This is a genomic window from Micromonospora sp. PTRAS2 (genome assembly GCF_054052245.1).
Window position 1 is genome coordinate 429,872 of the sequence record NZ_JBSWBU010000003.1, and the last position, 25,733, is coordinate 455,604.

Annotated in this window: 28 protein-coding genes and 1 tRNA gene; 14 read left to right on the forward strand and 15 right to left on the reverse strand. The window is 72.8% G+C overall.

Annotation, left to right across the window (positions count from 1 at the left end; genetic code table 11):
- Window positions 1-179 precede the first annotated feature (179 nt).
- A complete protein-coding gene (locus ACVMYR_RS12805) occupies window positions 180-953 on the forward strand; it encodes a GntR family transcriptional regulator (RefSeq protein ID WP_457121870.1) in 774 nt (257 codons plus the stop codon).
- On the forward strand, window positions 943-1,866 hold the full coding sequence (locus tag ACVMYR_RS12810) for a DMT family transporter (protein WP_457121871.1): 924 nt from the start codon (window positions 943-945) through the stop codon (window positions 1,864-1,866). Before ACVMYR_RS12805 ends, ACVMYR_RS12810 begins: the two co-directional genes overlap by 11 nt.
- A gap of 102 nt (window positions 1,867-1,968) precedes the next feature.
- Here the strand turns inward: ACVMYR_RS12810 and ACVMYR_RS12815 are convergent, their stop codons facing one another.
- Window positions 1,969-2,550, reverse strand: coding sequence for a hypothetical protein (locus ACVMYR_RS12815; RefSeq protein ID WP_396791242.1), 582 nt, complete (start codon window positions 2,548-2,550; stop codon window positions 1,969-1,971).
- Window positions 2,547-3,113 (reverse strand): RNA polymerase sigma factor, encoded by a 567-nt coding sequence (locus tag ACVMYR_RS12820; RefSeq protein WP_396791244.1) that lies wholly within the window; start codon window positions 3,111-3,113, stop codon window positions 2,547-2,549. Before ACVMYR_RS12820 ends, ACVMYR_RS12815 begins: the two co-directional genes overlap by 4 nt.
- Window positions 3,114-4,850: 1,737 nt before the next feature.
- Between ACVMYR_RS12820 and ACVMYR_RS12825 the strand changes: the two genes are divergently transcribed.
- Together ACVMYR_RS12825 and ACVMYR_RS12830 are read left to right on the forward strand one after the other, a co-directional pair.
- Window positions 4,851-5,543, forward strand: a complete 693-nt coding sequence (locus ACVMYR_RS12825; RefSeq protein ID WP_396791246.1) for a lysophospholipid acyltransferase family protein — start codon at window positions 4,851-4,853, stop codon at window positions 5,541-5,543.
- Window positions 5,544-5,669: 126 nt separating this feature from the next.
- A complete protein-coding gene (locus ACVMYR_RS12830; RefSeq protein WP_457121872.1) occupies window positions 5,670-6,023 on the forward strand; it encodes a hypothetical protein in 354 nt (117 codons plus the stop codon).
- A gap of 139 nt (window positions 6,024-6,162) precedes the next feature.
- Here ACVMYR_RS12830 and ACVMYR_RS12835 read toward each other — a convergent pair.
- Window positions 6,163-6,243, reverse strand: a tRNA-Tyr gene (locus tag ACVMYR_RS12835).
- Between the two features lie 147 nt (window positions 6,244-6,390).
- Here ACVMYR_RS12835 and ACVMYR_RS12840 point away from each other — a divergent pair.
- The 6 genes from ACVMYR_RS12840 to ACVMYR_RS12865 all read left to right on the forward strand — a co-directional run bounded on the left by ACVMYR_RS12840 (window position 6,391) and on the right by ACVMYR_RS12865 (window position 8,491).
- A complete protein-coding gene (locus tag ACVMYR_RS12840; RefSeq protein WP_043965453.1) occupies window positions 6,391-6,885 on the forward strand; it encodes a YajQ family cyclic di-GMP-binding protein in 495 nt (164 codons plus the stop codon).
- Between the two features lie 164 nt (window positions 6,886-7,049).
- Entirely contained in the window at window positions 7,050-7,409 is a 360-nt protein-coding gene (locus ACVMYR_RS12845; RefSeq protein WP_396791250.1) for a hypothetical protein, read from the forward strand.
- A complete protein-coding gene (locus tag ACVMYR_RS12850; protein ID WP_396791252.1) occupies window positions 7,406-7,669 on the forward strand; it encodes a MerR family transcriptional regulator in 264 nt (87 codons plus the stop codon). Before ACVMYR_RS12845 ends, ACVMYR_RS12850 begins: the two co-directional genes overlap by 4 nt.
- Before the next feature lie 27 nt (window positions 7,670-7,696).
- Window positions 7,697-7,867, forward strand: coding sequence for a hypothetical protein (locus ACVMYR_RS12855; RefSeq protein ID WP_396791254.1), 171 nt, complete (start codon window positions 7,697-7,699; stop codon window positions 7,865-7,867).
- Complete coding sequence (locus tag ACVMYR_RS12860; protein WP_457121873.1) at window positions 7,851-8,048, forward strand: hypothetical protein; 198 nt, start codon at window positions 7,851-7,853, stop codon at window positions 8,046-8,048. Before ACVMYR_RS12855 ends, ACVMYR_RS12860 begins: the two co-directional genes overlap by 17 nt.
- Before the next feature lie 107 nt (window positions 8,049-8,155).
- Window positions 8,156-8,491, forward strand: a complete 336-nt coding sequence (locus tag ACVMYR_RS12865) for a YnfA family protein (protein ID WP_077938276.1) — start codon at window positions 8,156-8,158, stop codon at window positions 8,489-8,491.
- A gap of 31 nt (window positions 8,492-8,522) precedes the next feature.
- Here the strand turns inward: ACVMYR_RS12865 and ACVMYR_RS12870 are convergent, their stop codons facing one another.
- The 8 genes from ACVMYR_RS12870 to ACVMYR_RS12905 all read right to left on the reverse strand — a co-directional run bounded on the left by ACVMYR_RS12870 (window position 8,523) and on the right by ACVMYR_RS12905 (window position 17,640).
- The gene (locus ACVMYR_RS12870; RefSeq protein WP_457121874.1) at window positions 8,523-9,782 is read right to left on the reverse strand and encodes an MFS transporter; all 1,260 of its coding nucleotides are present in this window, start codon (window positions 9,780-9,782) and stop codon (window positions 8,523-8,525) included.
- A gap of 213 nt (window positions 9,783-9,995) precedes the next feature.
- On the reverse strand, window positions 9,996-10,874 hold the full coding sequence (gene htpX, locus ACVMYR_RS12875; RefSeq protein WP_043965448.1) for a zinc metalloprotease HtpX: 879 nt from the start codon (window positions 10,872-10,874) through the stop codon (window positions 9,996-9,998).
- 166 nt (window positions 10,875-11,040) lie between these two features.
- Window positions 11,041-12,567, reverse strand: a complete 1,527-nt coding sequence (locus ACVMYR_RS12880; protein ID WP_457121875.1) for an NADH-quinone oxidoreductase subunit N — start codon at window positions 12,565-12,567, stop codon at window positions 11,041-11,043.
- Entirely contained in the window at window positions 12,564-14,069 is a 1,506-nt protein-coding gene (locus tag ACVMYR_RS12885) for a complex I subunit 4 family protein (RefSeq protein WP_457121876.1), read from the reverse strand. The genes ACVMYR_RS12880 and ACVMYR_RS12885 overlap by 4 nt, the downstream gene beginning before the upstream one ends.
- Window positions 14,070-14,121: 52 nt before the next feature.
- On the reverse strand, window positions 14,122-16,065 hold the full coding sequence (locus tag ACVMYR_RS12890; RefSeq protein ID WP_457121877.1) for an NADH-quinone oxidoreductase subunit 5 family protein: 1,944 nt from the start codon (window positions 16,063-16,065) through the stop codon (window positions 14,122-14,124).
- The gene (gene nuoK, locus ACVMYR_RS12895; RefSeq protein WP_396791264.1) at window positions 16,062-16,430 is read right to left on the reverse strand and encodes an NADH-quinone oxidoreductase subunit NuoK; all 369 of its coding nucleotides are present in this window, start codon (window positions 16,428-16,430) and stop codon (window positions 16,062-16,064) included. Before nuoK ends, ACVMYR_RS12890 begins: the two co-directional genes overlap by 4 nt.
- The gene (locus tag ACVMYR_RS12900; protein ID WP_457121878.1) at window positions 16,427-16,999 is read right to left on the reverse strand and encodes an NADH-quinone oxidoreductase subunit J family protein; all 573 of its coding nucleotides are present in this window, start codon (window positions 16,997-16,999) and stop codon (window positions 16,427-16,429) included. The genes nuoK and ACVMYR_RS12900 overlap by 4 nt, the downstream gene beginning before the upstream one ends.
- Window positions 16,996-17,640, reverse strand: a complete 645-nt coding sequence (locus ACVMYR_RS12905) for a NuoI/complex I 23 kDa subunit family protein (RefSeq protein ID WP_228987016.1) — start codon at window positions 17,638-17,640, stop codon at window positions 16,996-16,998. Before ACVMYR_RS12905 ends, ACVMYR_RS12900 begins: the two co-directional genes overlap by 4 nt.
- A 104-nt stretch (window positions 17,641-17,744) precedes the next feature.
- Here ACVMYR_RS12905 and ACVMYR_RS12910 point away from each other — a divergent pair, with 104 nt between their 5' ends.
- Window positions 17,745-18,320, forward strand: coding sequence for a Uma2 family endonuclease (locus ACVMYR_RS12910; RefSeq protein ID WP_457121879.1), 576 nt, complete (start codon window positions 17,745-17,747; stop codon window positions 18,318-18,320).
- 42 nt (window positions 18,321-18,362) lie between these two features.
- On the opposite strand, the gene ACVMYR_RS12915 is transcribed toward ACVMYR_RS12910, so the two are convergent.
- Window positions 18,363-18,794 carry an ester cyclase gene (locus tag ACVMYR_RS12915; RefSeq protein ID WP_457122049.1) on the reverse strand — a complete coding sequence of 144 codons (432 nt, stop codon included), beginning with the start codon at window positions 18,792-18,794 and terminating at the stop codon, window positions 18,363-18,365.
- 248 nt (window positions 18,795-19,042) lie between these two features.
- On the opposite strand from ACVMYR_RS12915, the gene ACVMYR_RS12920 reads away from it, so the two are divergent.
- On the forward strand, window positions 19,043-20,041 hold the full coding sequence (locus ACVMYR_RS12920; protein WP_457122050.1) for a glutathione S-transferase family protein: 999 nt from the start codon (window positions 19,043-19,045) through the stop codon (window positions 20,039-20,041).
- A gap of 125 nt (window positions 20,042-20,166) precedes the next feature.
- On the forward strand, window positions 20,167-21,429 hold the full coding sequence (locus ACVMYR_RS12925; protein ID WP_457121880.1) for a S8 family peptidase: 1,263 nt from the start codon (window positions 20,167-20,169) through the stop codon (window positions 21,427-21,429).
- Between the two features lie 64 nt (window positions 21,430-21,493).
- On the opposite strand, the gene ACVMYR_RS12930 is transcribed toward ACVMYR_RS12925, so the two are convergent.
- Window positions 21,494-22,456: a complex I subunit 1/NuoH family protein gene (locus ACVMYR_RS12930; RefSeq protein WP_077938289.1), complete on the reverse strand. Its 963-nt coding sequence runs from the start codon at window positions 22,454-22,456 to the stop codon at window positions 21,494-21,496.
- Entirely contained in the window at window positions 22,456-23,124 is a 669-nt protein-coding gene (locus ACVMYR_RS12935; protein ID WP_457121881.1) for an NADH-quinone oxidoreductase subunit C, read from the reverse strand. Before ACVMYR_RS12935 ends, ACVMYR_RS12930 begins: the two co-directional genes overlap by 1 nt.
- 126 nt (window positions 23,125-23,250) lie before the next feature.
- Between ACVMYR_RS12935 and ACVMYR_RS12940 the strand changes: the two genes are divergently transcribed.
- Window positions 23,251-24,297, forward strand: coding sequence for a glucose 1-dehydrogenase (locus tag ACVMYR_RS12940; protein WP_198956615.1), 1,047 nt, complete (start codon window positions 23,251-23,253; stop codon window positions 24,295-24,297).
- Window positions 24,298-24,310: 13 nt separating this feature from the next.
- Here ACVMYR_RS12940 and ACVMYR_RS12945 read toward each other — a convergent pair whose 3' ends face one another.
- On the reverse strand, window positions 24,311-25,627 hold the full coding sequence (locus ACVMYR_RS12945; RefSeq protein ID WP_431897191.1) for a DUF2252 domain-containing protein: 1,317 nt from the start codon (window positions 25,625-25,627) through the stop codon (window positions 24,311-24,313).
- Window positions 25,628-25,733 lie beyond the last annotated feature (106 nt).

The window sequence follows — 25,733 nt, forward strand, 5'->3', positions numbered from 1 at the left end:
ATCGTGTTCGGACCATGCCCCTGCCTCCTTGTCGCGTCGGTCTCCACCGACGTCTGCGGACAACTGCCAGCCGGGTCGCAACTGGCTTAAGCCAGACTGCGTGAGGGTGACCCAACTGTCAATAGCTGGCTTGAGCCAGTTGCGCTAGCCTGGAGCCACATCGAGAAGCAGGTGATCTGATGAGCGATCAGGAAGACAGACGACCCCCGAGCCGCCGCATCGCCGATGACCTACGGGCCGCGATCACAGGAGGCGATCTCGCGGAGGGCGACCGGCTGCCCTCGGAGCGCGAGCTGGCCTCCCGGTACGCCACCGCCCGCAACACAGCCCGCGAGGCGTTGGGCATCCTGCAAGCCGAGGGCCTTGCCGTCGCCCAGCACGGCCGAGGCGTCTTCGTGCGTCAGCGCCGTCCACTCGTGCGGATGGGCCGGGACAGGTACTCCCGCCAGGCACGGGACGAAACCGGGCTGTCGCCGTTCCGCATCGAGGTGCAACAGCAGGGACGCACACCGCTCACCGAGTGTCGATCGATCACCGTCGTGCCGCCGCCGGCCGACGTGGCTGACCGGCTCGGGCTGAGTCCCGGCCAGGACGTCGTCCGCCGCGAGAACTGGTACTTCGCGGACGACGAGCCCGTGCAGGTCGGGGTCACCTTCATCCCCACTGCCATCGTCGCGGGGTCGCCTCTGGCAACCGAGAAGAAGCTCGGCCGGGGAAGCATCTACCAGCGGTTCGAAGATCTCGGCTACCCCATCGCCCGCATCCGGGAAGAGGTCAGCTCACGTATGCCGACACCGGAGGAGTCGAGGGGCCTCGCGATGCCGCCGGGCGTGCCAGTGATCGAGGTGCTGCACACCAGCATCGACGGCAAAGGGCGGGCCTTCGAGGTGACGCGGTTCGTCCTGCGCGCCGACGTGAACGGCCTGGACTACGAAATGCCCGTTGACGACTGACCACCAGGGCGTCAGCCGGGCTGGACTCGTCCGGGTGGCCGCCCTGGCTCTGCTGTGGGGTTCCAGCTTCCTATGGATCAAGCTCGCGCTACGCGGCTTCAACCCCGTACAGATCGTCTTCGGGCGACTCCTGCTCGGCTTCGCGGTCCTGGCACCCATCGCCCTGTCACGCGGTCTGCGCTTCCCCCGGCAGGGACGCACCTGGGCACACCTGTTCGCCGCCGCCCTGGTCGCCAACGCCGTGCCGTACGTGCTGTTCGGCATCGGAGAGGAAACCGTCGGTTCGAACGTGGCCGGTGTACTCAACGCAACTACCCCGTTGTGGACCCTGCTACTGGCTTTCCTTGTCGGCGTCGACCGAGCCGTCACCGCGAGGAAGGCCGCCGGCATCGTCCTCGGATTCCTCGGGGTGGTGATCATCTTCTCGCCTTGGAGGTCCGCTGGCGAGATCGCGAGCTGGGGCGGGCTCGCCTGCCTCGCCGCAGCCGCGAGCTACGGCGTCGGCTACGTCTACATGGGCCGCTTTCTGACCGGGCGTGGCATTCCGCCTCTCATGCTGTCAGCCAGCCAACTCGGTGCAGCGACAGTGCTGCTGGCCATCGCAATGCCGTTCGCCGGCCTGGAAACGCCAACTTGGCGGATCGACGCCGCTGTGAGTCTGCTTGTGCTCGGCGTACTCGGCACCGGGGCCGCCTACGTCCTTAACTACCGGATCATCGATGACGAAGGACCCACCGCCGCATCCGCCGTCATTTACCTGCTGCCCATCGTCGCCATCATCCTCGGATGGCTGTTCCTCCGAGAGGCCATCACCGCCGTCATCGTGGCCGGCATTGTTCTGGTGCTCGCCGGGGTCATACTCAGCAGGAAGCCACAAATCGGAGGCCACCTTCAACAGCCAACATCCGACTGACACGCATGCGAGACGCGCTCTCAGTCGGCTGCAGCCCAGCTACCCGTAAGCCAACCATTGCAGCGTCGGGGGATGACATCTGCCATCCCCCGGCACGTCCATTCAGTCGCGCGCTGGCGCTACGAACATCTTGACCGACCCACACGTCTCGGATGCGTCCTTAAACTGCTCGCCATCGATGACGTACACGAGCTTCCCCCACCTTGCTCCCGAAGAAGCGGAGGGTGAGGGTGAGGCGCTGCTCTTCGAGGAGGGAATCTCCTCGATACGCTGCACACAGGCATACAGATGGTCGGGTGCCTCGACACTGAAGATCCGGCTCCACGACCTCCGGCACGCATCGACCGGAGTCTCACCAGCCCTGGACGCCACATCTCCCATCCGGTGCATGCCCGCCGTAGCACAAACGAATGCGTCGCCGTTTGCCGGCATTGCTTCAGGCGGCGCGGTGGGCGCACGGTAGCCGCCGATCGCAGCGGTCGCACCACCAACGACCATGAAACCGGCGGCGACTGCTCCGATGACCCCCAAGCGCCTCTTTCGAGGCTTCTTCTCGGGCTGCTGCGGCAATTCGAGGATGCGAGCGAGCATCGCCTCCCCCTGAGGACTTGTCGTGAACCCGCCCCGGTCGCCAGGCCGGGCACGATTAATTAGCTCCTCGGTTGCTGCGTCGTAGTGCTTCATTCCAGCCCCTTCGGGTACGCGGTCAGACCGCCGATCGGAGACGGTTTCGGCCCTACCCGCCGACGTCCGTAGGCGGCCTCGAAGCGGCGACGAGCGCGGTGCAACCGCACGGCGAACGTCGCCGCCGTGCACCCCAGCACCTTCGCCGATTCCCTGCTGTTGAAGTCGTACCAGTACCGCAGCAGCAATGCCTCGCGGTCGGTTTCCGGTAGTTCCGCCAATGCCGCCATCACGTCTACCCGTTGGGAGCTGGGCGTGCCGTGCTCAGCCTCGACGGCCTCGGCCTGAGAATGCAGGCGCACCTGCAACGCGGCGTGACCCGCGCGACTGCGTCGATGCTGTAACACGAGCCGGCGCGCGACTCCGAACAACCAGGGCCGCTCCTCGCCTTCCTTGATGGTTGCCAAGCGCCGCCACGCCACAGTGAACACCTCGCTGACGAGGTCCTGCGCATCCTCGCCGCCCAGCCGATCACTGGCGTATGCGAAGACCGCGTCGCCGTGTCGACGGAACAGGTCGGTCAGGCGCTGGCGGTCTGCGGTCATCGTCCGCGCGTCCGGCACCGATCCTCCAGGTGGTGGTCTCACACCCATACTTGTCGCTCCGGCTACGGTTTCTTACAGCCATCCGGGAAGTTTCCGGCTCTGACTTCCCCGACCTGAGACGTGCGCGTCGGTCTCGGGCGGAGCAACACGAAGAGCGCTCACATCAGGACACGCGAGACCATCCCACAACCAGTCGTTGACGGCTGGACTCAGCCGGACTCGGCCAGCGCAACGACAACGGCCCCCGATCAGCATTTCCCGGTGCTGAGGGGCCGTGCTCGCACCTGGTGGCGGGTAGAGGATTCGAACCTCTGTAGCTTTCGCGACGGATTTACAGGGAACGCGCGATCTTGGAAGCCACACCGCCCGTGACCAGCCGCTTTGTGTCGATCATGAGCACTGGACGCCCAGTGTTCCCGTGATGTTCCCGCAGCGGGAACACTTCATCCGAGCGCGTTGCCGATCCGGTCGTTGACCCCGTCCTCTCCCCCGTCGATGCAGTTGGCGTAGACCCGCAGCAGCACGGCCACGCTGTGGCCCAGGCGGCGAGCGACCTCGGTAGCCGGGACGCCAGCGTTGAGCCAGAGTGAGGCGGCAGCGTGGTGCAGGTCGTACGGGCGACGTGCAAGGGGCGAGGCGACCTGAGCCGAGGTGAGCGCCTTCTCCCGCGCGAGCTTCCACCACCGGTCATAGACGGACTCGGACAGCGGCCCACCGTGCAGGCCCCGGAACAGCCGGCCATCCGGGGCCGTGTCGTACTTCGTAAAGTGCCGATGCAGGAGCGCGACGAGTGGCGGCGGGACCGGAACCGGACGGGTGTCGTTGCGTGCCCGATGCTTGAGGCCGCGTCGCTCGTGGGGTTGCCCATCATCGGACAGGGCACACCAGCACCTCGACGGGGGACACCAGCGCCTTCATCCGGCGACATCAGCGGCGGCCTCATCGGTGAGGCCGCCGCTGTGGGAGCCGCCGATCCCAGGCACGTCCGCGTCCGCCGGTGCGCCACCGGCCCACGCATCGGGTTGGCGACTACCCGCCGATCGACGGCGGAGGCGACCTCAGGGGCGGTCCATTGGATGCGGTTGATCGGGTTGGCGTCCAGGCGCCCCAGCTCGACGGCGTACCCGATCGCGTTGTAGAAGATGGCCCGCTTGCGGCGAATCGTACTCGCAGCCGCCGGCTTGCCATCAAGCCTGACGCACAGCCCATCAAGGGCGGGCCGCAAGCGGCCCGCCGCCGTGTCGCGCCGGGGCGCGCATGCGGCCTGGCGGCCGGTCACGCCCCGGCGCACGGCGTAGCAGGAGGAACCGACCGCCGCCGGAGCGCAGCGCCGAGAATGCCGGCAAGGTTCGCGCGGCAAGCCCCGAGCATGGGGGCGGTGTCCGCCGTGCCCGAGCAGACGACGCCCACGCCAGCAGCTACCGCAGTCCCGGGCAGGTCAAAACCGGCACTTGGGAAGGTGGTGGTGACCGCCGTGGTCGGGCCGATCGCCCAGGAGCCGACGCCGTAGCCAGTCCCGGTCAGGTCAAAGGCGCCGCTGTGGCGGTGTCCGCCGGGGGCAGGGTCCGCGACACGAGAGCCAACTAGCTAATGTACTGAGAGGGTAAGGGCTTCCGGCTCCGGTGAAGGCTCCGTTTCCCGCGCCCCCCCGACAGCGCTCTACCATACTGGGGGCCACGGAAGCAGGCCGTGAGGCTACTGCGAACGGCTTGGCGGCCGAACGGGGTGATCAGGCCCCGTCGACCCTTGGAAGGTATGTTGTCACTCATATACTCCAGCCTCCGCATCATCGCCAAGCCCACTCTGAAGGCGCTCTGGAAACTGCGCATCAGCGGCGTAGAGCATGTGCCGAAGGAGGGCCCTGTCATCCTGGCGGCCAATCATCACTCCGTGGCCGACCACCTTTTCCTGCCGGTCGCCTGCCCGCGCCTGGTGTTCTTCATGGCAAAGTCCGACTACTTCGTCGAGACCGGTGTGAAGGGACGGTTGCGCGGGCTGTTCATGCGGTCGGTGGGCCAAATCCCGGTGGAGCGTAGCGGCGGACGGGCCGCGCTCGCCGGCTTGGAGCAGGCCCGCCAGGTGATTCTCAGCGGCAAGGTCTTTGGCATCTTCCCCGAGGGCACTAGGTCCGCGGACGGCCGGCTTTACCGCGGCAAGACCGGCGTCACGCGCCTAGCGCTGATGACCGGGGCACCGGTGGTTCCGGTGGGTCTGATCGGAACGGACGCAGTTCAGCCGCGCGGCGCCCTTCTTCCCCGCCCTGGCCATGAGGTCGAAGTCCGCTTCGGCAAGCCACTACGCTTCGAGCGCTCCGACGAGACGCGACACAACGCCAAGCAACTGCGCGCGATGACGGACGAGGTGATGGAGCGGATCGCCGAGCTGACGAAGCAGGAGGTCGTTGGTACGTACGCCGTCCGGCCGGGTAGCACCTCGGCCTCCGCCTAGCTAGTGGCTCTATCGTGCCCGGATGACCTTGGGGGAGGGCTTGCCGGCGAGCGTGCCGGATCAGCGGGTGCAGCCGTTCCGGCCGCGCCGACGTTGGCCGGTGGTGGCCGCCGTGGCGGTAGCCGTGTGTGCGCCAGCCTGTTGACCACGGCGGCGGTGGTGGCCGGTCGGATGCAGTCGGACGCCGAGCGCGGAGAGGCCAGCCCGGAATCCGCGGTGACCGTGTGGCTGCTCCAGCTCAGTGCGGGAGAGCGCATCGGGTTGTCGCGGGTGCTGGCCGACGAGCGGCACGACGAGCTGCTGACGCAGTGGCAGGAGTACCGGGCCGCGATGGAGAGCACCAGGCGCCCACCCTCGAAGGTGGGAACGGAGAGGCGACGGGATGCCGGCGGGTGGCGTGTCTGGTCGGCCGAGCTACCGCCGTGGTGCGGCACACACGTCCGGGCCGGACTCTGCCCCGAGGAGCAACCGCAGCAGTAGTCCACGACCAAGATCAGCGTTCCCGCCATGTTCCCGTGGACGCCCATCAGACACCGGATCTAGCTGGACTCCGCTGGACTCAACGAAAGAAGCCCTTGACCGGCTTTTACGCTGGTCAAGGGCCTCTTTGTGCACCTTGTGGCGGGTAGAGGATTCGAACCTCTGTAGCTTTCGCGACGGATTTACAGTCCGCTCCCATTGGCCGCTCGGGCAACCCGCCAGGGCGTTACCGCCGCGCCGTGGCGTGGCAGCGGAGCCAAGGATAGCGGTTGCTCCCGGGGCGAGCGCAACCGGGTACCGTCAGGGGGTCGTGCCGCTGGTTGGCGGCGCGTACGTGCACTGACCGCCGGACAGCAGGAGCATCAGCATGGCAGCGAACCCGTCGTTCGACATCGTGAGCAAGGTCGACCGGCAGGAGGTCGACAACGCCCTCCGCCAGGCGGAGAAGGAGCTCTCGACGCGGTTCGACTTCCGGGGCACCGGCGCGGAAGTCTCCTGGTCGGGTGAGGAGGCGATCAGCCTCCAGGCGGAGACCGAGGAACGCGTCCGGGCCGCCCTGGACGTCCTGAAGGAGAAGCTGGTCAAGCGGAACATCTCGCTGAAGTCCCTGGACGCGGGCGAGCCGCGCCCCTCGGGCAAGATCTTCAAGATCGACGCCAAGGTGGTCCAGGGCATCGACTCGGACAAGGCCAAGGCGATCAGCAAGAAGATCCGCGACGAGGGCCCGAAGGGCGTCCAGGCGCAGATCCAGGGCGACCAGCTCCGGGTCACCGGCAAGAAGAAGGACGAACTCCAGGCTGTCATCGCCCTGCTCAAGAGCGAGGACTTCGGCATCGCCCTCCAGTTCACCAACTACCGGTAACGCGCCCGCCGGGGTCGCGCCGCCCTACCCGGGCCACGCATCGTCGCCAGTGGCCGTCGCCGATCGGGCATCGTCCGACGCCCGACGGTCCGGCGACGGCCTGGGCAATCCCCCTGCCGCAAAGGCTTGCATCCGGTACCCGGGTACAGGCTTACCGTCGGAACATGACCGACCGACCCCTCACGACGGATGCCTCGTGGCCGCCCGACGCGTGCAGCCTGCCGACGGCTGAGCAACCCCTGCGGCTCGCCGAGTTCGACCAGCTCTTCCACGACGCGGTCCGGCGTGCCGACCGGCTGTCGCCGCGACGGCTCCGGCTGCACCTCGACGGCGCGGCTGAGGTCGAGAGAACCGTACGGGACCTGACGGCCCGCGAATCGGCGTGCTGCTCCTTCTTCACCTTCAACGTCGCGCGGCCCCGCCCGGAGGCGCTGACGCTGAACGTTCAGGTGCCGGCCGCCCATGTGGACGTACTCGATGCCCTCGCCGAGCGGGCGAGAGCGCGCCAGGCGGCTCCACGATGACCGGGCCAAAGCTGCGCAGCGGCCAACTCGCCACGGCGGCCGGGGTGAACCCGCAGACGCTGCGCTACTACGAACGCCGGGGGCTGCTCGCCGCCCCGCAGCGGTCGCCGGGCGGCCATCGGCTCTACCCGCCGGACGTGGTCACCCTGCTGCGGGTCATCAAGACCGCGCAGCGCCTCGGCTTCACCCTCGACGAGGTCGCCGGCCTCCTCGACGCCGGCCGGCACCGGCACGGCGGCCGACCGGACGCCGGCCTCTAGGCGCGGGCCCGGGAGAAGCTCGTCGCGGTGGAGCAGAAGCTGGTCGACCTGGCCGTCATCCGCGACAGCCTGCGCGCTGCCATCTCCGCCGGCTGCGACGACCTGATCGCCTGCGCCGGCAGCTCCTGCTGTCCCCTGCCGTTCGCCGAACTCACCGAACTCACCGAGGAAGGGAACGACCGTGTCGAAGCCTGCTGACCTGATGCGCCGGCTGCTCCCCTCCGGCATGACCGGCCTCGCCGGGGCCGCCTGCGCCGCCTGCTGCGCCCTGCCGCTGCTGCTGGCCGCCGGGGTCCTCGGCGGTGCCGGCTGGGCCGCGGTCAACCGTTTCCTGCCCGGCGTCGCCGTCGCCCTGGCGGTGCTCGCCGGCCTCTCCTAGTGGTGGGCCGGCAGACGCCGCCACACCACCGGATGCGCAGGCGGGGACTGCTCCTGTGGGCCGGCCGGTCAGCAGCCCCACCAGGTGGTGCCGCTACGGTCTGACGCATGACGGTCGCTCGCTCGATTCTGCTGTTCCTGCTCGCCGCCCTCGCCGAGATCGGCGGGGCCTGGCTGGTGTGGCAGGGCTGGCGGGAGCACCGGGGGCTGCTCTGGATCGCGGGCGGCGTGGTCGCGCTCGGGCTCTACGGCTTCGTCGCCACGTTCCAGCCCGACGCAAACTTCGGCCGTATCCTCGCCGCCTACGGCGGGGTGTTCGTCGCCGGGTCGCTCGCGTGGGGCATGGTCGTCGACAAGTTCCGGCCCGACCGCTACGACGTCGTCGGCGCGGCCATCTGCCTGGTCGGGGTCGCCGTCATCATGTACGCGCCGCGCAACGGCTGACCAGCCCCCACGCACCGGCCGAGCAGAACGCTCAGGCGGCGAGGGTCTGCTCGACGCGTACCGCCGTGGCCTCGGCGCGGGCGATGGGGCCGGCGGGCAGCGCGGCGACGGCGGCCCCGACGGCGACGGCCGACCCGGCGAAGACGAACGCCCACGGCACGCCGCCCGCGTGGTCGATGATCAGCCCGGCCACCGCGCCACCGGCGGCGCTGGACGCGACCATGATGGTCACCGCCCAGGTGTACGCCTCGTTGAGCATGCCGGCCGGGGCGATCCGCCCGACGAGGGTGTTCTCCAGGGTGAGCGCGGGGGCGATGGCGGCCCCGCCGACGACCAGCGCGACGCCGAGGGCCAGCGGGCCGGGCATCACCGCGTACACGGCGAAGGTGGCGGCGACGGCGGCGAGCAGCCAGGCGAACTGGCGGGTCATGTTGGCCGCGGGCTTGCGGACGCCGAACCAGAAGCCGGCGGCGGCGCTGCCGAGGCCCCAGACCGCGAGCAGGACGCCGGCCAGGCTCTCCGGGTCGTCGGTGGGCTGGTTGCCGGCGAACGCCGGCACGATGACCCCGGCGGCCCCGAACGCTATGCCGAGGCCGGCGATGCAGAGCAGCAGGGCGGGGAAGCCGCCGACGCGCAGCGGGCCGAGCCCCCGCGCGTGGTTCTCCTTCGGGTGCGGCTGCCAGCCGCGCATGACCCGGCCGAGCGCCACGGCGGCGGTGCCGACGAGGGTGACCACCGCCGCGCCGACCAGGGCGGCTGCCGCGTCGGCGATGAGGACGAACGCGGCCACCAGCAGCGGGCCGAGCACGAAGACGACTTCGAGGAGCGCAGTCTCCGCGCCGAGGGCGGTGTTGCGCAGGTGGTACCGGCCGGTGGCGGGACTGGTGAGGTCGTTCCAGGCCCCGCGCAGCGCGGCGGTCAGCGGCGGGTACGTGGCACCGGCCACCCCGGCGGCGAGGTAGATCAGGGGGATGCTGGCACCGTCGGCGCGGCTGGCCCAGAGCAGCCCGCCGAGCGCGAGGGGGTGGGCGACGGCGGTGGCCAGCAGCACGGGGGTGGGGCCGACCCGGTCGGCGACGCGGCCGGCGACGGGGCTGAGCGCGGCCCCGGCGAGGGCGTAGATGCCACCGGCGACGGCGGCGAGGGAGTAGCGCCCGGTGACCTGTTGCACGACGAGCAGCAGCGCCAGCGGCGTCATGCCGATCCCGAGCCGGCCGATGACGCCGAGGACGAGCAGCATCGGCGCGCCGGGGATCCGCCATACGCCGAGGTACTGGCGCAGTGCGGCCACGGGAACCTCCAGGGGGTGCAACGAAAGGGGTGCAAACGAGAGGGGTGGAACGAGAGGGGTGCGACGAGAGCATGTAACGAGCCGGAAACGTCCCGACCCTAACGCCGCAGCTGGGCAGCCGTGAACTGGTTATGGTGCGCGTCTCGCCGCGTACCAGACGAAACGCCCGCGCCCGGTCGGACCGGGCGCGGGCGGGATCGGGGTCGGGACGGGTCAGCGCTGGAACTGCACGGGGCCGGCGCTGGCGGCCATCCGCTCCAGGCGGGCGACCCGCTCCTCCATCCGGGGGTGGGTGGAGAAGAGCGCGGCGATGCCGCCGCCCCGCTTGAACGGGTTGTCGATCATCAGGTGGGCGGTGCTGGTGAGCTGCCCCTGGGCCGGCAGCGGCCGGGCCTGGGTGCCCAGGTGGATCTTCCGCAGGGCGCTGGCCAGGGCCAGCGGGTCCCGGGTGAGCCGGGCCCCCGACTCGTCGGCCTGGAACTCGCGGCTGCGGCTGATCGCGAGCTGGATCACGGTGGCCGCGAGCGGGCCGAGGATCAGGGTGAGCAGCAGCACGACCGGGTTGGGGGCGTCCTCGTCGTCACCACCGCCGAGCGGGATGAACCAGGCGATGTTGGCCAGCATGGTGATGATGCCGGCGAGGCCGGCGGCGACGCTGGAGATGAGGATGTCCCGGTTGTAGACGTGCGACAGCTCGTGCCCGATCACGCCCCGCAGCTCCCGGTAGTCGAGGATCTCGGTGATCCCCTGTGTGACGCAGACCGCCGCGTTGGCCGGGTTGCGGCCCGTGGCGAACGCGTTGGGCTGGGAGGTGGGGCTGACGTAGAGCCTGGGCATCGGCTGCCGCGCCTCGGTGGCCAGCTCGCGGACCATCCGGTACAGCTCGGGGAACTGTGCCTCGCTGACCGGTTGCGCCCGCATCGAGCGCAGGGCGAGCTTGTCGGAGTAGAAGTAGGTCACGCCGTTCATCACCAACGAGACGACGACGGCGACGACGAGCCCGCCGCTGCCACCGAACCAGTAGCCGACCGCGAGGATCAGCGAGGTCAGCAGGCCGAGCAGCGCTGCGGTCTTCAGACGGTTGTGATGCACGATCGCTCCTTCGGTGCGCGGACCGCGCGGGATCCGCTGACCGGTACAACACCTCGGTACCCGCCAACCATCCGTCTCAACGCTGTGAGTTGCCTGGGATCGACCTGCGGAAACACTGCGGGCGGGCACCGGCCCGGCGACCGCTCAGGGGCCGCTCAGGGGCCGCTCAGCGGGCGGCGAGGTCCAGCACGAGCTGCGGGGCGAAGCCGACGGCCACGGCGACCAGGGTGGCCACGGCGAGGGTGCCGAGCACCGCCCAGGCGGGCCGGGTGCCGGCGGCGCCCCCAGCCTCGGCAGCCACACCGGCCTCGGCGGTCTCGGCGGTCTCGGCGGGCGCGGTCTCGGCGGGCGGGGCGTAGAGGGTGGCGGCAAGGCGGAGGTAGTAGGCCAGGCCGATCACCGCGTTCACCGCCACCACCAGCGCCAGCCAGCCCGCGCCGCCGTCCAGCAGCGCCCGCACCACGGTCACCTTGGCGAACAGGCCGGCCAGCCCCGGCGGGAGCCCGGCCAGCCCGACCAGGGCCAGCGCGAACGCCCCCGCCACCCAGGGCCGCCGCCGGGCCGCGCCGCGCAGGTCGGCGAGGGTGCCGCCGTCGGCTCCCGCCGGGCGCAGGGCCACCAGCGCCGCGAAGGCTGCCAGCTCCAGGACCACGAAGAACACGGTGTACGCCACGGCGGCGGCGTACGCGGCGGCGCGGGCGTCGGCGGTGCGCCCGGCGGCCAGCGCGAGCGCGCCCAGCGGGGCGAGGATGTAGCCGGCCTGGGCCACCGACGACCAGGCGAGCAGCCGCACGGTGCGGCGCTGGCGCAGTGCCACCAGGTTGCCCACGGTCATGGTGAGCACGGCGAGCCCGGCCAGCACCGGGCCGGTCACCTCGGCCGGCAGCGCCCGCTGCACCACCGCGAGCAGGGCCACCACCCCGCCCAGCTTCGACGCGGTCGACAGGTAGGCGGCCACGGGCAGCGGCGCGCCGTCGTAGGTGGCCGGGGCCCAGGCGTGGAACGGCACGGCGGCCACCTTGAACGCCAGCCCGAGCAGCACCAGCGCCACCGCCGCCGTGGTCAGCGGCACGTCCAGCAGGTCGGGCCGCCCGGCGAGCAGCGCGCCGAGCCGGTCGAGGTGCAGGCCGCCGGTGACCGCGTAGAGCAGGGCCGCGCCGAGCAGGGTGACGGTGGTGGCGACCACGCTCACCACGAAGAACGTGACCGCCGCCTCGGCGGAGGCGAGGCTGCCCCGGCGCAGGCCGACGAGCACGTACAGCGGGAGGGTCAGCGTCTCCAGCGCCACGATCAGGGTGATCAGGTCGCCGGCCGCGCCGAGCACCACGCCGCCGGTCATCGAGCAGGCGAGCAGGAAGCAGTATTCGCCGACGGGCGACTGCCCGGCGCGCAGCGCCGGCCCGGACAGGGCCAGCACCCCGAGGGTGAGCAGCGCGAACAGCGCCCCGACGAGGGCGGCCCGGCCGCCGAAGACGTACGAGCAGTCGGCGGCGACGCAGAAGGTGGACCGCGGCCCACCCGCCCCGACGACCGCGCTGCCCAGCGCGGTGGCGACCGCCCCGGCGGCGGCCACGGCGACCGTCGCGGCGGCGCGGGCCACCAGCAGGTCGGCCAGCAGCACCAGGACGGCGGTGCCGGCCGCCAGGTAGGCCGGGAGCAGCGCCACGTTGTCGACGCTCTGCACCAGACTCATTTGAGCACCCCCACGAGGGCCGCCACCGGGTCGGCGGCGACGCCGAGGACCAGGGTGGGGGCGAGGCCGACGGCGAGGGCGAGCAGCACCAGCGGGGCCCAGGCCGTCCACTCGGCGGCGGCGAGGCCGGGGCCGATCCGGCCGACCGCCGGGCTGGCCGGGCCGTGGGTGACGCGGCGCAGCAGCCGCAGCAGGTACGCGGCGGTCAGCGCCCCGCCGACGGCGGCGAGCACGCCGAGGGTGGTCCACAGCGGGCCGCCCCGCCCGATCGCGGCGACCACGGCGAACGCCTCGCCCCAGAAGCCGGCGAGGCCGGGCAGCCCCAGCGAGGCGACGGCGGCGAAGCCGAGCAGGCCGGCGAGGCGGGGCGCGGTCTCCCGCAGCCCGGACAGCTCGGCCAGCGACCCGGTGTGCGCGCGGTCCTTGATCGCCCCGGCGAGGAAGAACAGCAGGCCGGTGATCACCCCGTGCGCGACGTTGCCGATCAGCGCGGCCTGCAGGCCGGTGGCGGTGAGCGTGGCCACCCCGAGCAGCACGAAGCCCATGTGGCCGACGCTGGAGTAGGCGATGAGCCGCTTCAGCTCGCCCTGCGCGAGGCAGACCAGCGAGCCGACGATGATGGCGGCGACGGCGAGCACCCCGAGCACCGGGGCCGCCCAGCGGGCCCCCTCCGGGGCCACCCCGACGGCGACGCGGATCAGCCCGTACGTGCCCATCTTGAGCAGCACCCCGGCGAGGATCACGCTGCCGACGGTGGGCGCCTGGGTGTGCGCGTCGGGCAGCCAGGAGTGCAGCGGCCACAGCGGGCTCTTCACCGCGAACGCGAGCCCCAGCAGGGTGAACGCGGCGAGCTGGGTGCCCCGCGACAGCCCCGTGCCGCCGGTGAGCGCGAGGAGGTCGGCGGTGCCGGCGGCGGCCACGACCACGTAGACGCCGACGAGCAGCAGCACCGAGCCGAGCAGCGTGTAGAGGGCGAACTTGGCCGCCGCCCGCCGCCGGTCGGCCCCGCCCCAGCCGGCGATGATCGCGTACATCGGCAGGAGGACGACCTCGAAGAACACGAAGAACAGGACCAGGTCGAGGGCGAGGAAGGTGCCGAGGATGCCGACCTCGACGACCAGCAGCAACGCGACGAGGGCCCGGCCGCTGCCGCCGCCGTCGGGCACCCGCCACAGGGTGTACGCGCAGCAGAGCAGCGTGAGCAGCGCGGTCAGCACGACCAGCGGGTAGGAGATGCCGTCGACGCCGAGGTGGAAGCGCAGGTCGAGGGCGGGCACCCAGGGCAGGTCGAGCCGGTGCCAGGGGCGCACCGCCGGGTTCACCCCGTAGGCCGTCCAGCTGCGGTCGCCGGTGGCCAGGGGCAGGGTCGCCAGCAGGGTCAGCCCGGCCGCCACCGTGCCGACGACACGGGCCGCCCGGTCACCGGGCAGCAGGGCGACCACGGCCGCGCCGACGGCCGGGACGGCCAGCGCCGCGACGAGCAGGACCTGTCCGAGGCTCATCCGGCTCCCCCGATCGCCCGCACGCGACCACTCCCGTGCACCCGCGCCGCACTCACGCGACGCCCCCGATCAGCACCGCGGCCAGGCCGATCAGCAGCGCCCCGGCCAGCACCCCGGCCGCCGCCCGGGGCAGCGCGGCCCGGTGCAGCCCGGCCAGCGCCCCGCCGAGGCCGGTCGCGCCCCGGCCGGTGCCCTCCACCGCGCCGTCGACCACCCGCTCGTCGGCGGCGCGGGCGAACCGGGCGAGGGCGGTCACCGGGCGTACGACGAGGGCGCGTTGCACGTCGTCGAGCCGGAAGCCGGCCGCGAACACCGGCCCCAGCGGGCCGAGGGCGCGGGCCGGGTCGGCGGCCCGGTCCCGCCGCCAGCCGGCCCAGGCGAGGGCGGCCCCGGCGACCAGCAGCGCCAGCGGCAGCAGCAGCGCCGGGCCGACGTGGGTCCACTCCCCCTCGCCCGCGCCGAGCCGGCCGGTGAACGCCGGCCAGAACGCGGCGAGCCCGAGCAGCGCGGCCGGCACCGCCAGCAGCAGCATCGGCACCCGCATCACGGCCGGCGGGTCGTGCGGGTGCAGCGAGATCGGCCGGTCGTGCGGGGGCAGCGGCGGGCGGGCCGCGCCGAGGAACGCGCGCAGCAGCAGCCGGGTGGCGTACCAGGCGGTGACGGCGACGCCGGCCAGCCCGGCGAGCCACACCAGCCAGCCCACCCAGGCGGGGGCCGGGCCGGCGGAGTCGAGCGCGGCGGCCTGGGCGGCGGCGAGCACGCCGTCCTTGCTCCAGAAGCCGGCCAGCGGCGGGACGCCGGCCAGCGCGCCGAGGCCCACCGCCGTGCACCAGAACGTCACCGGCATCGTCGAGCGCAGCCCGCCCATGCGGGACAGCAGCGGGGTGCCGAGGGCGTGGATCACCGCGCCGGCGGCGAGGAACAGCAGCGCCTTGAACGCGGCGTGGGTGAGCAGGTGGAACAGCGCGGCGGCGGGCGCGCCGACGGCCAGCGCGCCCGTCATGTAGCCGAGCTGCGACACCGTCGACCAGGCCAGCACCCGCTTCAGGTCGTCCTGGGCGGTGGCGGCGAGCGCGCCGAGCAGCAGGGTCACCGAGGCCAGCACCCCGAGCACGGCCAGCGCCGCCGGAGCCCGCTCGAACAGCGGGAAGAGGCGGGTGACCGCGTAGACCCCGGCCGCGACCATGGTGGCGGCGTGGATCAGCGCGGAGACCGGGGTCGGGCCGGCCATCGCGTCGGGCAGCCAGGTGTGCAGCGGGAACTGGGCGCTCTTGCCGGCCACCCCGGCGAGCAGCAGCAGGCAGGCGGCGGTGAGCGTGCCGGCGGAGTGGTCGTGGGCGAGCACGTCGGCGATGCGGAAGCTGCCCGCCGAGACGCCGAGCAGGGCGATGCCGAGCAGGAAGCCGACGTCACCCACGCGGGTGACCAGGAACGCCTTCATCGCGGCGGCCGGCGCGCCGGGCAACCGGCGGTCGTGGGCGATGAGCAGGTAGGAGCAGAGGCCCATCACCTCCCAGCCGACCAGCAGCATGACCAGGTCACCGGCGACGACCACCAGCAGCATCGCGGCGGTGAAGAGGCTGATCTGCGCCGCGTACGGCGGGTAGCGGTGGTCGACGTCGACGCCGGCCTCGTCGTGCGGGCCGGCCCGCAGGTAGCCCACCGAGTAGACCTGCACGGCCAGCGCCACCGCCGCCACCGCGACGGCGACCAGAGCCGCTGCGCCGTCGAGCCGGACGCCGAGGGTGACCCGCAGGCCGCCCAGGTCGACCCAGCTGGTCGACGTCTCCACGGGCGCGCCGACCCGGGCCAGCAGCGCGACCGCGACCAGCAGCGCCCCGGCCGCGCCCGCCACGCCGAGCCCGACGGCGACCCGGCGGGCCGGATCCGCCCCGGCCCGCGCGCCCCCGCCGCGCGACACGGGCGGCAGCAGCAACCCCACCAGACCCGCCACCAGGGGTACGGCCGGCAGCAGCGCCCCGAGCAGGCCGGTCACCGGGTCACCTCGCCGGTGGTCGTGGCCCGCCCCGCCTGTGTGGTTGGCGGTCCGGCCGGCGGCTCGGTCAGCGGCACCTCGTCGACGGCGACGCTGGCCCGCAGCCGGTAGAGCTGGAGCACGATGGCCAGCCCCACGCCGATCTCGGCGGCGGCCAGCACGATCACGAACAGCGCGAACACCTGCCCCGCGTGCGGCAGCGCCGCCCGGACCGTCGCGTCGGCGGTGACCAGGATCAAATTGACGGCGTTGAGCATCAGCTCCACCGCCATCAGCACGAGCACCGCGTTGCGGCGGCGCAGCACGCCGTAGACGCCGAGGCCGAACAGGAGGGCGGCGGTGACGTACGGGACGACGGGCCTCACGGGCGGCCTCCCGCGCGGTCCTGACCGGCTCCCGCGCTGCCCGCTGCTCCCCGGACCGTGCGGTCGGCCGGGCGGCGGCCGATGTCGGGGCGGGACAGCACGACCGCGCCGACCAGGGCGGACAGCAGCAGCACCGACAGCACCTCGAACGGCAGCACCCAGGTGCGGAACACCTGCTCGCCGAGCCGCTCGGCGGTGCCCGGCGCGGGCAGGTCCACCCGGGTCCAGCGGTAGGCGTCGACCAGCAGGGCGGCCAGCCCGAGGCCGGCGCCGCCGCCGATCAGGGCCGCCGGCCAGCCCGGCCGGTCCAGGTCGTCGGACGCGCCGATCGGGGCGCGGGTCAGCATCACCGCGAACAGCAGCAGCACCACCACGGCACCCACATAGATCAGCACCTGCACCCAGGCCACCAGCTCGGCGGCGAGCACCAGGTAGACGCCGGCCAGCGCGCCCAGGCAGACCACCAGGTAGAGGCCGGCGCGGACCAGGTGGCGGGTCGTCACCACCAGCGCCCCCGCGCCGACCGCCACCGCGCCGAGGGCCAGCAGCAGCACGTCCGCACCGGTCACGGGGCGGCACCCGGGTCGGTGGGGGTGCCGTCCGCCGGGGGCTCGGGGGTCGGGCGGGCGGCGGGGCCGGGCTCGGGGCGTACCCGGGCAGGGGTCGGCCGGGCGGCGGACCCGGCGGGGGCGGCGGCCTTGCGCGCGGCGGTGGCCTCCTCCTTCGCCGGCTCGCCGTTGCGGTCGTGCGCGGGCGGCGGCGGGACGGTGGCCATCCACTCGCCGAGGTGGTCCTTGTCGTGCAGCAGGTCCTTGATGTCGTACTCGGCGTACTCGAACTCGGGCGACCAGTAGAGCGCGTCGAAGGGGCAGACCTCGACGCAGATGCCGCAGTACATGCAGAGCGAGAAGTCGATGTCGAACCGGTCGAGCACGTTGCGCTGGCGGGGGCGGGCGGCGCCGGGCACCGCCACCTCCTCCTTGTGCGAGTCGATGTAGATGCACCAGTCGGGGCACTCGCGGGCGCAGAGCATGCAGACGGTGCAGTTCTCGGCCAGCAGCGCGATCACGCCCCGGGAGCGGGGCGGCAGCTCGGGGGCGACGTCCGGGTACTGCTGGGTCGTCGAGCGGCGGGTCATCGTGCGCAGCGTGACCGCCAGCCCCTTCGCCAGCCCCTCGCCAGGCACGCCCCGCCCACTCGTCTCGCCCATGCCGCCCATCCTGCCCTGTGGCCCCGGCGCGCGCGACCACCACCCGGCCCTTCGCGCGGTACGGTGACGGCGGGGAGAACGACACGCCGGGAAGGACTTGTCCCATGACCGCCGCGTTGCAGAGCGACGTCCCGCCCGAGGGCGGGTGGACGACCGACGACCTCGACGGGCTGCCCGAGGACGGTCGCCGCCGCGAACTGCTCGACGGAGTGTTGCTCGTGTCCCCCTCCCCCACCCGCATCCACCAGATCATCGCCGGTCTCCTCATGGCGGCCCTCATCGAGGAGTGCCCCGACGAGTACGACGTGGCCCAGGGCGTCGAGGTGCGGATCAACCGGACCCGCTGCTTCATCCCGGACGTGCTGGTCACCACGGCGGAGGCCGCCCGGCGCTCGCCGTCGCGGTACGCGCCGCACGAGGTGGTGCTGGCCGTCGAGGTCGTCTCCCCGAGCACCCGCTCGATCGACCGGGTGCTCAAGCCGGCCCTCTACGCGCAGGCCGGCATCCCGTTCTACTGGCGGATCGAGACCGGCGACGGCGAGCTGGCCGTCCACACCCACCGGATCGACCCCGTCAACGAGGTCTACACGGAGACCGGCCGCTGGACGAAGTTCGTCGACACCGGCGAGCCGTTCCCGGTGAACCTGTCGATCGCCCGGATCACGCCCCGGCACCTGTGAGCGGTTCCGCCCAGCGTGCCGAGCCGGTTAGCGGCGGCGGGGTCAGGAGCCGGTGAGCGGCGGGAGCATCTCGACGCCGAGCTGCTGGAGGAGCTGGAACAGCTCGGTGGCGTGCCACACGTCGACGATCCGCCCCGCCGGGTCGAAGCGCAGGAACGTCGCCCCCGAGAAGCTCGCCACCCGCCCGGTGGGCGGCACCGGCCCGAACGGGCCGGCCTGGGTGCCGGCGGCCCGCCAGCGCACCGCCACCCGGTCGTCGGCGGCCACCACGTCCACGAGCTTGTAGCGCAGGTCCGGGAAGGCCGCCCGCCGCTCGCGGTGCCACGCCAGGACCGCCTCCGGGCCCGCACCGCCCAACCCGGGGCAGCCCGCCGCGACCAGCTCGTACACCGACTCCTCGCGCCCGGCGTTCCACACGTCGGCGACGAAGCGCCGGGCCGCCGCCTCCACGTCGTGCACCGCCGCCGCCTCCATGTCGCTCACCGGGGCAGCCTAGCCAGCCGGCCCCGGGCGGTCCGGAGGCGCGGCGATCGGCGCTCGGCGGGCTCCGGGCACGATGATCGGCGCTCGGCGGGCCCCGGGGCGGCGGATCGGTCAAGATGGGACGGACGGAGACGGCGAGGCGGACAGCAGGGGGCGACGTGGGCGACGAGGCGGGCGCGACGACCGGCGGCAAGGGCTCGGAATCCGGCGCGAGCGGCGCGGAGCCCGGCGGCAAGTACGTGGAGCCCGGTGGGGAGTTCACCCGGGACCAGCGGTACATCGCCACCCGGATCACCGCCGACGGGCGGGACGGCTGGCCGGTCGAGCCGGGTCGCTACCGGCTGGCGGTCAGCCGCGCCTGTCCCTGGGCCAACCGGCTGATCATCGTGCGCCGGCTGCTCGGCCTGGAGGACGCCATCTCGATGGCGGTGGCCGGGCCGACCCACGACGCCCGGAGCTGGACGTTCGACCTTGACCCGGGCGGGCGGGACCCGGTGCTCGGCATCGAGCGCCTCCAGGAGGCGTACTTCAGGCGGTTCCCCGGCTACGAGCGGGGGATCACCGTGCCGGCGATGGTGGACGTGCCGACGGGGCAGGTGGTCACCAACGACTACGCCCGGATGAGCCTGGACCTGTCGACCGAGTGGACGGCGTACCACCGGCAGGGCGCGCCCGAGCTGTACCCGGCCCGGCTGCGCGACCAGATCGACGAGGTCAACGCCGTGGTCTTCGCCGACGTCAACAACGGCGTGTACCGGTGCGGGTTCGCCGGCAGCCAGAAGGCGTACGAGACGGCGTACCGGCGGCTGTTCGACCGGCTGGACTGGCTGACCGAGCGGCTGTCCGGGCAGCGGTACCTGGTCGGCGACACGATCACCGAGGCCGACGTGCGGCTGTTCACGACGCTGGTCCGCTTCGACCCGGTCTACCACGGCCACTTCAAGTGCAACCGGAGCAAGCTGTCGGAGATGCCGGTGCTGTGGGCGTACGCCCGGGACCTGTTCACCACCCCCGGATTCGGCGACACGATCGACTTCGACCACATCAAGCGGCACTACTACGAGGTGCACCGGGACATCAACCCGACCGGGGTCGTCCCGCTCGGCCCGGACCTGACGAACTGGCTCACCCCGCACGGCCGGGAGGCCCTCGGTGGGCGACCCTTCGGCGACGGCACCCCGCCGCCGCCCCCGCCGCCCGCCGAGCGGGTCGACCCGGCGCACACCCCGCCGGACTGAAATCACATCGATGCTCTTCATCATTTAACACTCGCTTCAATTCAGGCTGATCGACTTGAGTGGCCTGCGCCGCCGGCCTTTCGCCGGTGTTCGGCGCAGGCTGTCCACAGTTGAGGAGATCAGCCTTGCGGAAGCCAGGTCGCAGAACGGTACGCCTCGGCGTGCTGGCCGGCATGCTCACCGGAGCGCTCGTCACCACCCTCGCCGTACCCGCGTCGGCCGCCCCCGGCGCGGCGGAGCCCGGCCGTCCCGCGCCCGCCCCGCTGCGCCCGGGCGGGCCGGAGGCCGCGCCGGACCGGTACATCGTGGTGCTCGCCGATCCGCCCGCCGGCACCGACCGCGCCACGCGCACCGCCCGCACGAGCCGGGCCGCCGCCGTCGCCGAGCGCGCCGGCGGCACCGTGCTCAACCGCTACACCCGGGTCCTCGACGGGTACGCCGCCCGGCTCACCCCGGCCGCCCTCGCCGCCGTGCGGGCCGACCCCGCCGTCGCGTACGTCGAGCGGGACAGCCGCATCTACGGCGGCGGCACCGACGACTTCTCGACGTCTGCTGTGCAGTCGAACCCGCCGTCCTGGGGGTTGGACCGCATCGACCAGCACAACCTGCCGCTGAACAACAGCTTCGGCTACACGTCGACCGGTTCCGGCGTCACCGTCTACGTGGTCGACTCGGGCATCCGGGCCACCCACGTCGACTTCGGCGGCCGGGCCAGCGGCGTCTACGACGCGGTCGGCGACGGCAACGGCACCAACGACTGCCACGGCCACGGCACGCACGTCGCCGGCACGGTCGGCGGCGCGACGTACGGGGTCGCCAAGGCCGTCACCATCAAGGCCGTACGCGTCCTGCAGTGCGACAACTCCGGCTGGACGACGGACCTGATCGAGGGCATGGACTGGATCGCCGCCAACCACGACCCGGTGTCGGTGGCGAACTTCAGCCTCCAGGGGTACGGCACCACCCCCAACACCGCCGCCGAGAACCTGATCGACTCGGGCGTGCACACCGTCTTCATCGCCAACAACTTCAACACCGACGCCTGCACCAACGGCCCCCGCTCGTCCCGGGGCGTCACCGTCGCCGCGACCGACGTCACGGACACCCGGGCCTCGTTCTCCAGCTACGGCACCTGCGTGGACGTCTTCGCCCCCGGCGTCGACATCACCTCCGCCGGCATCGCCTCGAACACGGCCGTCGCCTCCGGCTGGTCGGGCACCTCGATGGCCGCGCCGCACGTCACCGGGTGGATGGCGCGTTACCGGCAGCAGTTCCCGACGGCCACCCTCGCGCAGGCCAAGAGCGCGCTGATCGCCGCCGCCACCACCGGCGTGGTGGGCAACCCGGGCCCCGGCTCGCCGAACCGCCTGCTCTACGCCGCCCCGTAACGAGTGTTAGGAGTGTTAGGAGGGGTCCCCTGTACAACAGAATGCGTTAACAGGGGGCCCTTCCTTACATCCAGACGCGGATGGCGGCCGTGAGGACGAGCTGGGCGAGGGAGGCCGGCACCAGCACCAGCCAGCACAACCGCTGGAGCTGGTCCTCGCGCAGCCGGGGGTACGACACCCGCAGCCAGATGATCACGAACGAGACGGCGAAGACCTTCAGCAGCGTCCACAGCCAGCCGAGCTGGGCGTCGGCGAACGGGCCCTGCCAGCCGCCGAGGAAGAGCACGGTGGTCAGCGCGGCGATCACCACGATGCCGACGTACTCGGCGAGCAGGAAGAACGCGAAGCGCAGCCCCGTGTACTCCGTCATGTAGCCGAAGACCAGCTCCGAGTCGGCGACCGGCATGTCGAACGGGGGCCGGCGGATCTCGGCCAGCCCGGCGACGAAGAAGACGATCATCGCGGGGGCCTGCCAGAGCAGCCACCACGGCCGCCACGCCTCGACGATGCCCGGCAGGCTCAGCGTGCCGGCCGCCATCGCCACCGACGCGGCAGCCAGCACCAGGGGCAGCTCGTAGCCGAGCAGCTGGGCGGCCCCGCGCAGCCCGCCGAGCAGGCTGTACTTGTTGGCCGACGCCCACGCCGACATCAGCACCGCCACCACGCCCACCCCGACCACGGCCAGGACGAAGAACAGGCCGATGTCCAGCGGCTGGCCCACCAGGTCGCCGGGCCCGAGCGGGATCACCAGCAGGGCGAGCAGGTAGGGCACCAGGGCCACCACGGGGGCCAGCCGGAACACCGCCCGGTCCGCCTCCCGGGGGGTCACGTCCTCCTTCTGCACGAACTTGACCCCGTCGGCGACGAGCTGCGCCCAGCCGTGGAAGCCGCCCGCGTACATCGGGCCGAGCCGGCCCTGCATGTGCGCCATCACCTTGTGCTCGGCCTGCCCGACGACGAGCGGCAGCGTGAGGAAGGCGACCAGCACGCCGACCACCCGCAGCACGGCCTCCAACCAGTCGGGCATCAGGCCGCGCCCCCGTCGCCGTCGCCCCGCTGCGCGGCGGCGGGCGGGGTGGCGGCAGCGGGTCGCGCGGTGGGCGGGGTGGCGGCGGGCGGCGACGCCGGCCCCCACTCGCCCGGGGCCGGCACCCCCGGCGGGCGCACCGCCCGGCGGCCACCGGCCGCGGTCGACTCGCCCGGCTCCTTCGCGCCCGGCCACGGCTTGGCCACCCGGGAGGCGAGCACGAACTCCTTGCGCAACGGGTGCCCCTCGAACTCCGGCGGCAGCAGCAGCGGACGCAGCTCGCCGTGCCCGGGAAAGTCGACGCCGAACATCTCGAACGTCTCCCGCTCGTGCCAGGCCGCGCCGGGATAGAGGTCGACGACCGAGTCCACCCGGGGCGCGTCCCACGGCACCCGGGTGCGCAGCAGCAGGCCGTGCCGACGCCCCGTCGACCACAGGTGGGCGACCACCTCGCAGCCGTCGGCGAGCTGGTCGACGGCGGAGAGCCAGTCGAAGAAGTCGCAGCCCAGGTCGGCGTCGTCGCGGGCCGCGCGCAGCGCGTCCCGCCAGCTCGCCGGGGGTACGTCGACGGTGGCCCGCGCGTACGCCTGGCCGCCGGACACCGACGCGGTGGCCTCGACGGGCGCGAGCAGCGCGACCAGCCGCTGGCCGACCTCTTCGGGAGTCATGCCGCTGATCCTATGACCGACGCCGGTCCCCCGGGGCGGGCCGGATGCCGGTTCTGCCGGGCGGGCGGCGGGCCGGATGCCGGATTCGCCGAGCGGCGGCGCGCCCGGCGGGGAAGGATGGGGGTCGTGCGCGCCGTGACCGTCAACCCCGGAGTCCGCGACTCGCTGCGGCTGGTGGACGACTACCCGGAGCCGCACGCCGAGGAGGGGGCGATCCTCGTCGAGGCGCTGGCCGTGGGGATCTGCGGCACCGACCACGAGATCGTCGAGGGCACCTTCGGCGAGGCCCCGCCCGGCGCGTCGGCCCTGGTGCTCGGGCACGAGTCGCTGGGCCGGGTGCTGGAGGACCCGAGCGGCACCCTGCACCCCGGTGACCTGGTGGTCGGCATCGTCCGGCACCCGGACCCGGTGCCCTGCGCCAACTGCGCGGTCGGCGAGTGGGACATGTGCCGCAACGGCGAGTACACGGAGCACGGCATCAAGGGGCTGCCCGGCTTCGCCCGGGACCGGTGGCGGGTGCAGCCGCGCTTCGCCGTCGGGCTGGACCCCGCCCTCGCTCCCGTGGGGATGCTGCTGGAGCCGACCAGCGTGGTGGCGAAGGCGTGGGACCACATCGAGCGCATCGGGGCCCGCGCCGAGTGGCAGCCGCAGACCGCGCTGGTCACCGGGGCCGGGCCGATCGGCCTGCTGGCGGCGCTGCTGGCCACCCAGCGCGGGTTCGCCGTGCACGTGCTGGACCGCGCCGAGACCGGGCCGAAGCCGGACCTGGTCCGGGCGCTCGGCGCGACGTACCACACGGGGCCGGTCGGGCAGCTCGACCTGGTGCCGGACGTGGTGGTGGAGTGCACCGGCGCGCCGTCGGTCGTGCTCGACGCGATGTGCAAGGCCGGGCCGACCGGCATCGTCTGCCTCACCGGCGTGTCCAGCGGCGGCCGGCCCCTCGACTTCGACGCCGGGGCGCTCAACCGGGAGCTGGTGCTGGAGAACAACGTGGTGTTCGGCTCGGTCAACGCCAATCGGCGGCACTGGGACCTGGCCGCCGCGGCGCTGGCCCGCGCCGACCAGTCCTGGCTGAACGCGCTGATCACCCGCCGGGTGCCGGTGGCGGAGTACGCGCAGGCGTACACCCCCACCGGCGACGACATCAAGGTGGTGCTCGACTTCACCCTGTGAGACTCGGCCCTGCTCAGATGCCGGGCAGCCGGCCGTTGCGGAACAGGTCGACGAAGAGCTGGTGGTCCTCGCGGGCCCGCAGCCCGTACGCGTGGGCGAACTCCACCAGGCCCGCGACGAAGCCGTCGGGGTCCGTCTCGACCGCCCCGACGATCGCCTCCTCGGTGGAGTAGTCGACCAGGTCGTGGCTGGACTCGTCGTCGGCGACCGAGTGCATCCGGGCCACCGCCCGGCCCAGGTCGGCCAGCACCCCGGCCAGCTCCTCCGGCTCGTTGACGTCCGACCAGTCCAGGTCGGCGGCGTACGGGGAGACCTCGGCGACGAGCTGGCCCGCCCCGTCCAGCTCGGTGAAGCCCAGCCACGGGTCGGCATGGGCCTGCAGCGCCCGCTGCGACTCCGCCGTCCGGTGCCCCTGGTGCCGGAAGTACGACCGCACCCGCTCGTCGTCGATGTGCCGGGCGACCGCCGGCACCTGGGCCTGCTTCATGTAGATGACGACGTCGTTCTCCAGCGCCTCGGTGTGCCCCTCCAGCAGCAGGTTGTACGACGGCAGCCCGGCCGAGCCGATGCCCACCCCCTTGCGCAGGACGACGTCCTTGATGTGCGCGGAGACCGGGCGCAGGTTCGCCGAGGACTCCGGCAGCGTGCCGAGGTACTCGGCGAACGCGGCGCAGACCTTCTCCCGGGTGTCGCCGTCGATCTCGAACACCCCGTCGCCGAGGGAGAACCGGCGCTCGTAGTTGTCGACGGTGGTCTGCGCGGCGAGCAGGTCCACCCGGGTGTTGAGCCGGGCCTGCTGGAGCACCCGGCGCAGCACGCCGTCGGCGTTGTCGAGGGTGATCGAGCCGATCGCGTCGTCCCCGCCGGCGGCGATGGCCCGCAGCTCCGTCAGGTACGACCGGGCGAAGCCGGCGACCAGGTCACCGATCGCGCGGTCGGAGAGCGCCTTGGCGTACCCGAGCAGGGCGACGCTGGCGGCGAGGCGGCGCAGGTCCCAGGTGAACGGCCCGACGTACGCCTCGTCGAAGTCGTTGACGTTGAACACGAGCCGCCCGGAGGCGTTCATGTAGGTGCCGAAGTTCTCCGCGTGCAGGTCCCCGTGGATCCACACCCGGCTGGTGCGCTCGTCGAGGAACGCGTCGTCGGCGAAGTCGCCGCGCTGGTCGGCGTAGAAGAGCGAGGCGCTGCCCCGGTAGAAGGCGAACGGCGAGGCGGCCATCTTGCGGAACTTGCGGCGGAACGCCGCCGGGTCGAGCGCCATCGACGCGCCGAACTCCTCGGTCAGCACGTCGACGATGAAAGCGGAACGCTTGTCCGCAGACTGGTTCATGGCCGCAGGCTAATCCCAGCCCGCCACCGTCCCACCTACCCCCTGCGCCGCGCCAGCCGGTGAGGTCCATCACGGCGCCCGGTGCGAAGCGATCCGGGCAGGGGCT

What these genes read in the sequence shown, in the direction of transcription:
- ACVMYR_RS12805 (WP_457121870.1), top strand. Translation starts at nt 180, where the DNA reads ATGAGCGATCAGGAAGACAGACGACCCCCGAGCCGCCGCATCGCCGAT.
- ACVMYR_RS12815 (WP_396791242.1), bottom strand. Translation starts at nt 2,550, where the DNA reads ATGAAGCACTACGACGCAGCAACCGAGGAGCTAATTAATCGTGCCCGG.
- ACVMYR_RS12825 (WP_396791246.1), top strand. Translation starts at nt 4,851, where the DNA reads ATGTTGTCACTCATATACTCCAGCCTCCGCATCATCGCCAAGCCCACT.
- ACVMYR_RS12840 (WP_043965453.1), top strand. Translation starts at nt 6,391, where the DNA reads ATGGCAGCGAACCCGTCGTTCGACATCGTGAGCAAGGTCGACCGGCAG.
- ACVMYR_RS12845 (WP_396791250.1), top strand. Translation starts at nt 7,050, where the DNA reads ATGACCGACCGACCCCTCACGACGGATGCCTCGTGGCCGCCCGACGCG.
- ACVMYR_RS12850 (WP_396791252.1), top strand. Translation starts at nt 7,406, where the DNA reads ATGACCGGGCCAAAGCTGCGCAGCGGCCAACTCGCCACGGCGGCCGGG.
- ACVMYR_RS12865 (WP_077938276.1), top strand. Translation starts at nt 8,156, where the DNA reads ATGACGGTCGCTCGCTCGATTCTGCTGTTCCTGCTCGCCGCCCTCGCC.
- ACVMYR_RS12880 (WP_457121875.1), bottom strand. Translation starts at nt 12,567, where the DNA reads ATGAGTCTGGTGCAGAGCGTCGACAACGTGGCGCTGCTCCCGGCCTAC.
- ACVMYR_RS12885 (WP_457121876.1), bottom strand. Translation starts at nt 14,069, where the DNA reads ATGAGCCTCGGACAGGTCCTGCTCGTCGCGGCGCTGGCCGTCCCGGCC.
- ACVMYR_RS12905 (WP_228987016.1), bottom strand. Translation starts at nt 17,640, where the DNA reads ATGGGCGAGACGAGTGGGCGGGGCGTGCCTGGCGAGGGGCTGGCGAAG.
- ACVMYR_RS12910 (WP_457121879.1), top strand. Translation starts at nt 17,745, where the DNA reads ATGACCGCCGCGTTGCAGAGCGACGTCCCGCCCGAGGGCGGGTGGACG.
- ACVMYR_RS12915 (WP_457122049.1), bottom strand. Translation starts at nt 18,794, where the DNA reads ATGGAGGCGGCGGCGGTGCACGACGTGGAGGCGGCGGCCCGGCGCTTC.
- ACVMYR_RS12930 (WP_077938289.1), bottom strand. Translation starts at nt 22,456, where the DNA reads ATGCCCGACTGGTTGGAGGCCGTGCTGCGGGTGGTCGGCGTGCTGGTC.
- ACVMYR_RS12935 (WP_457121881.1), bottom strand. Translation starts at nt 23,124, where the DNA reads ATGACTCCCGAAGAGGTCGGCCAGCGGCTGGTCGCGCTGCTCGCGCCC.
- ACVMYR_RS12945 (WP_431897191.1), bottom strand. Translation starts at nt 25,627, where the DNA reads ATGAACCAGTCTGCGGACAAGCGTTCCGCTTTCATCGTCGACGTGCTG.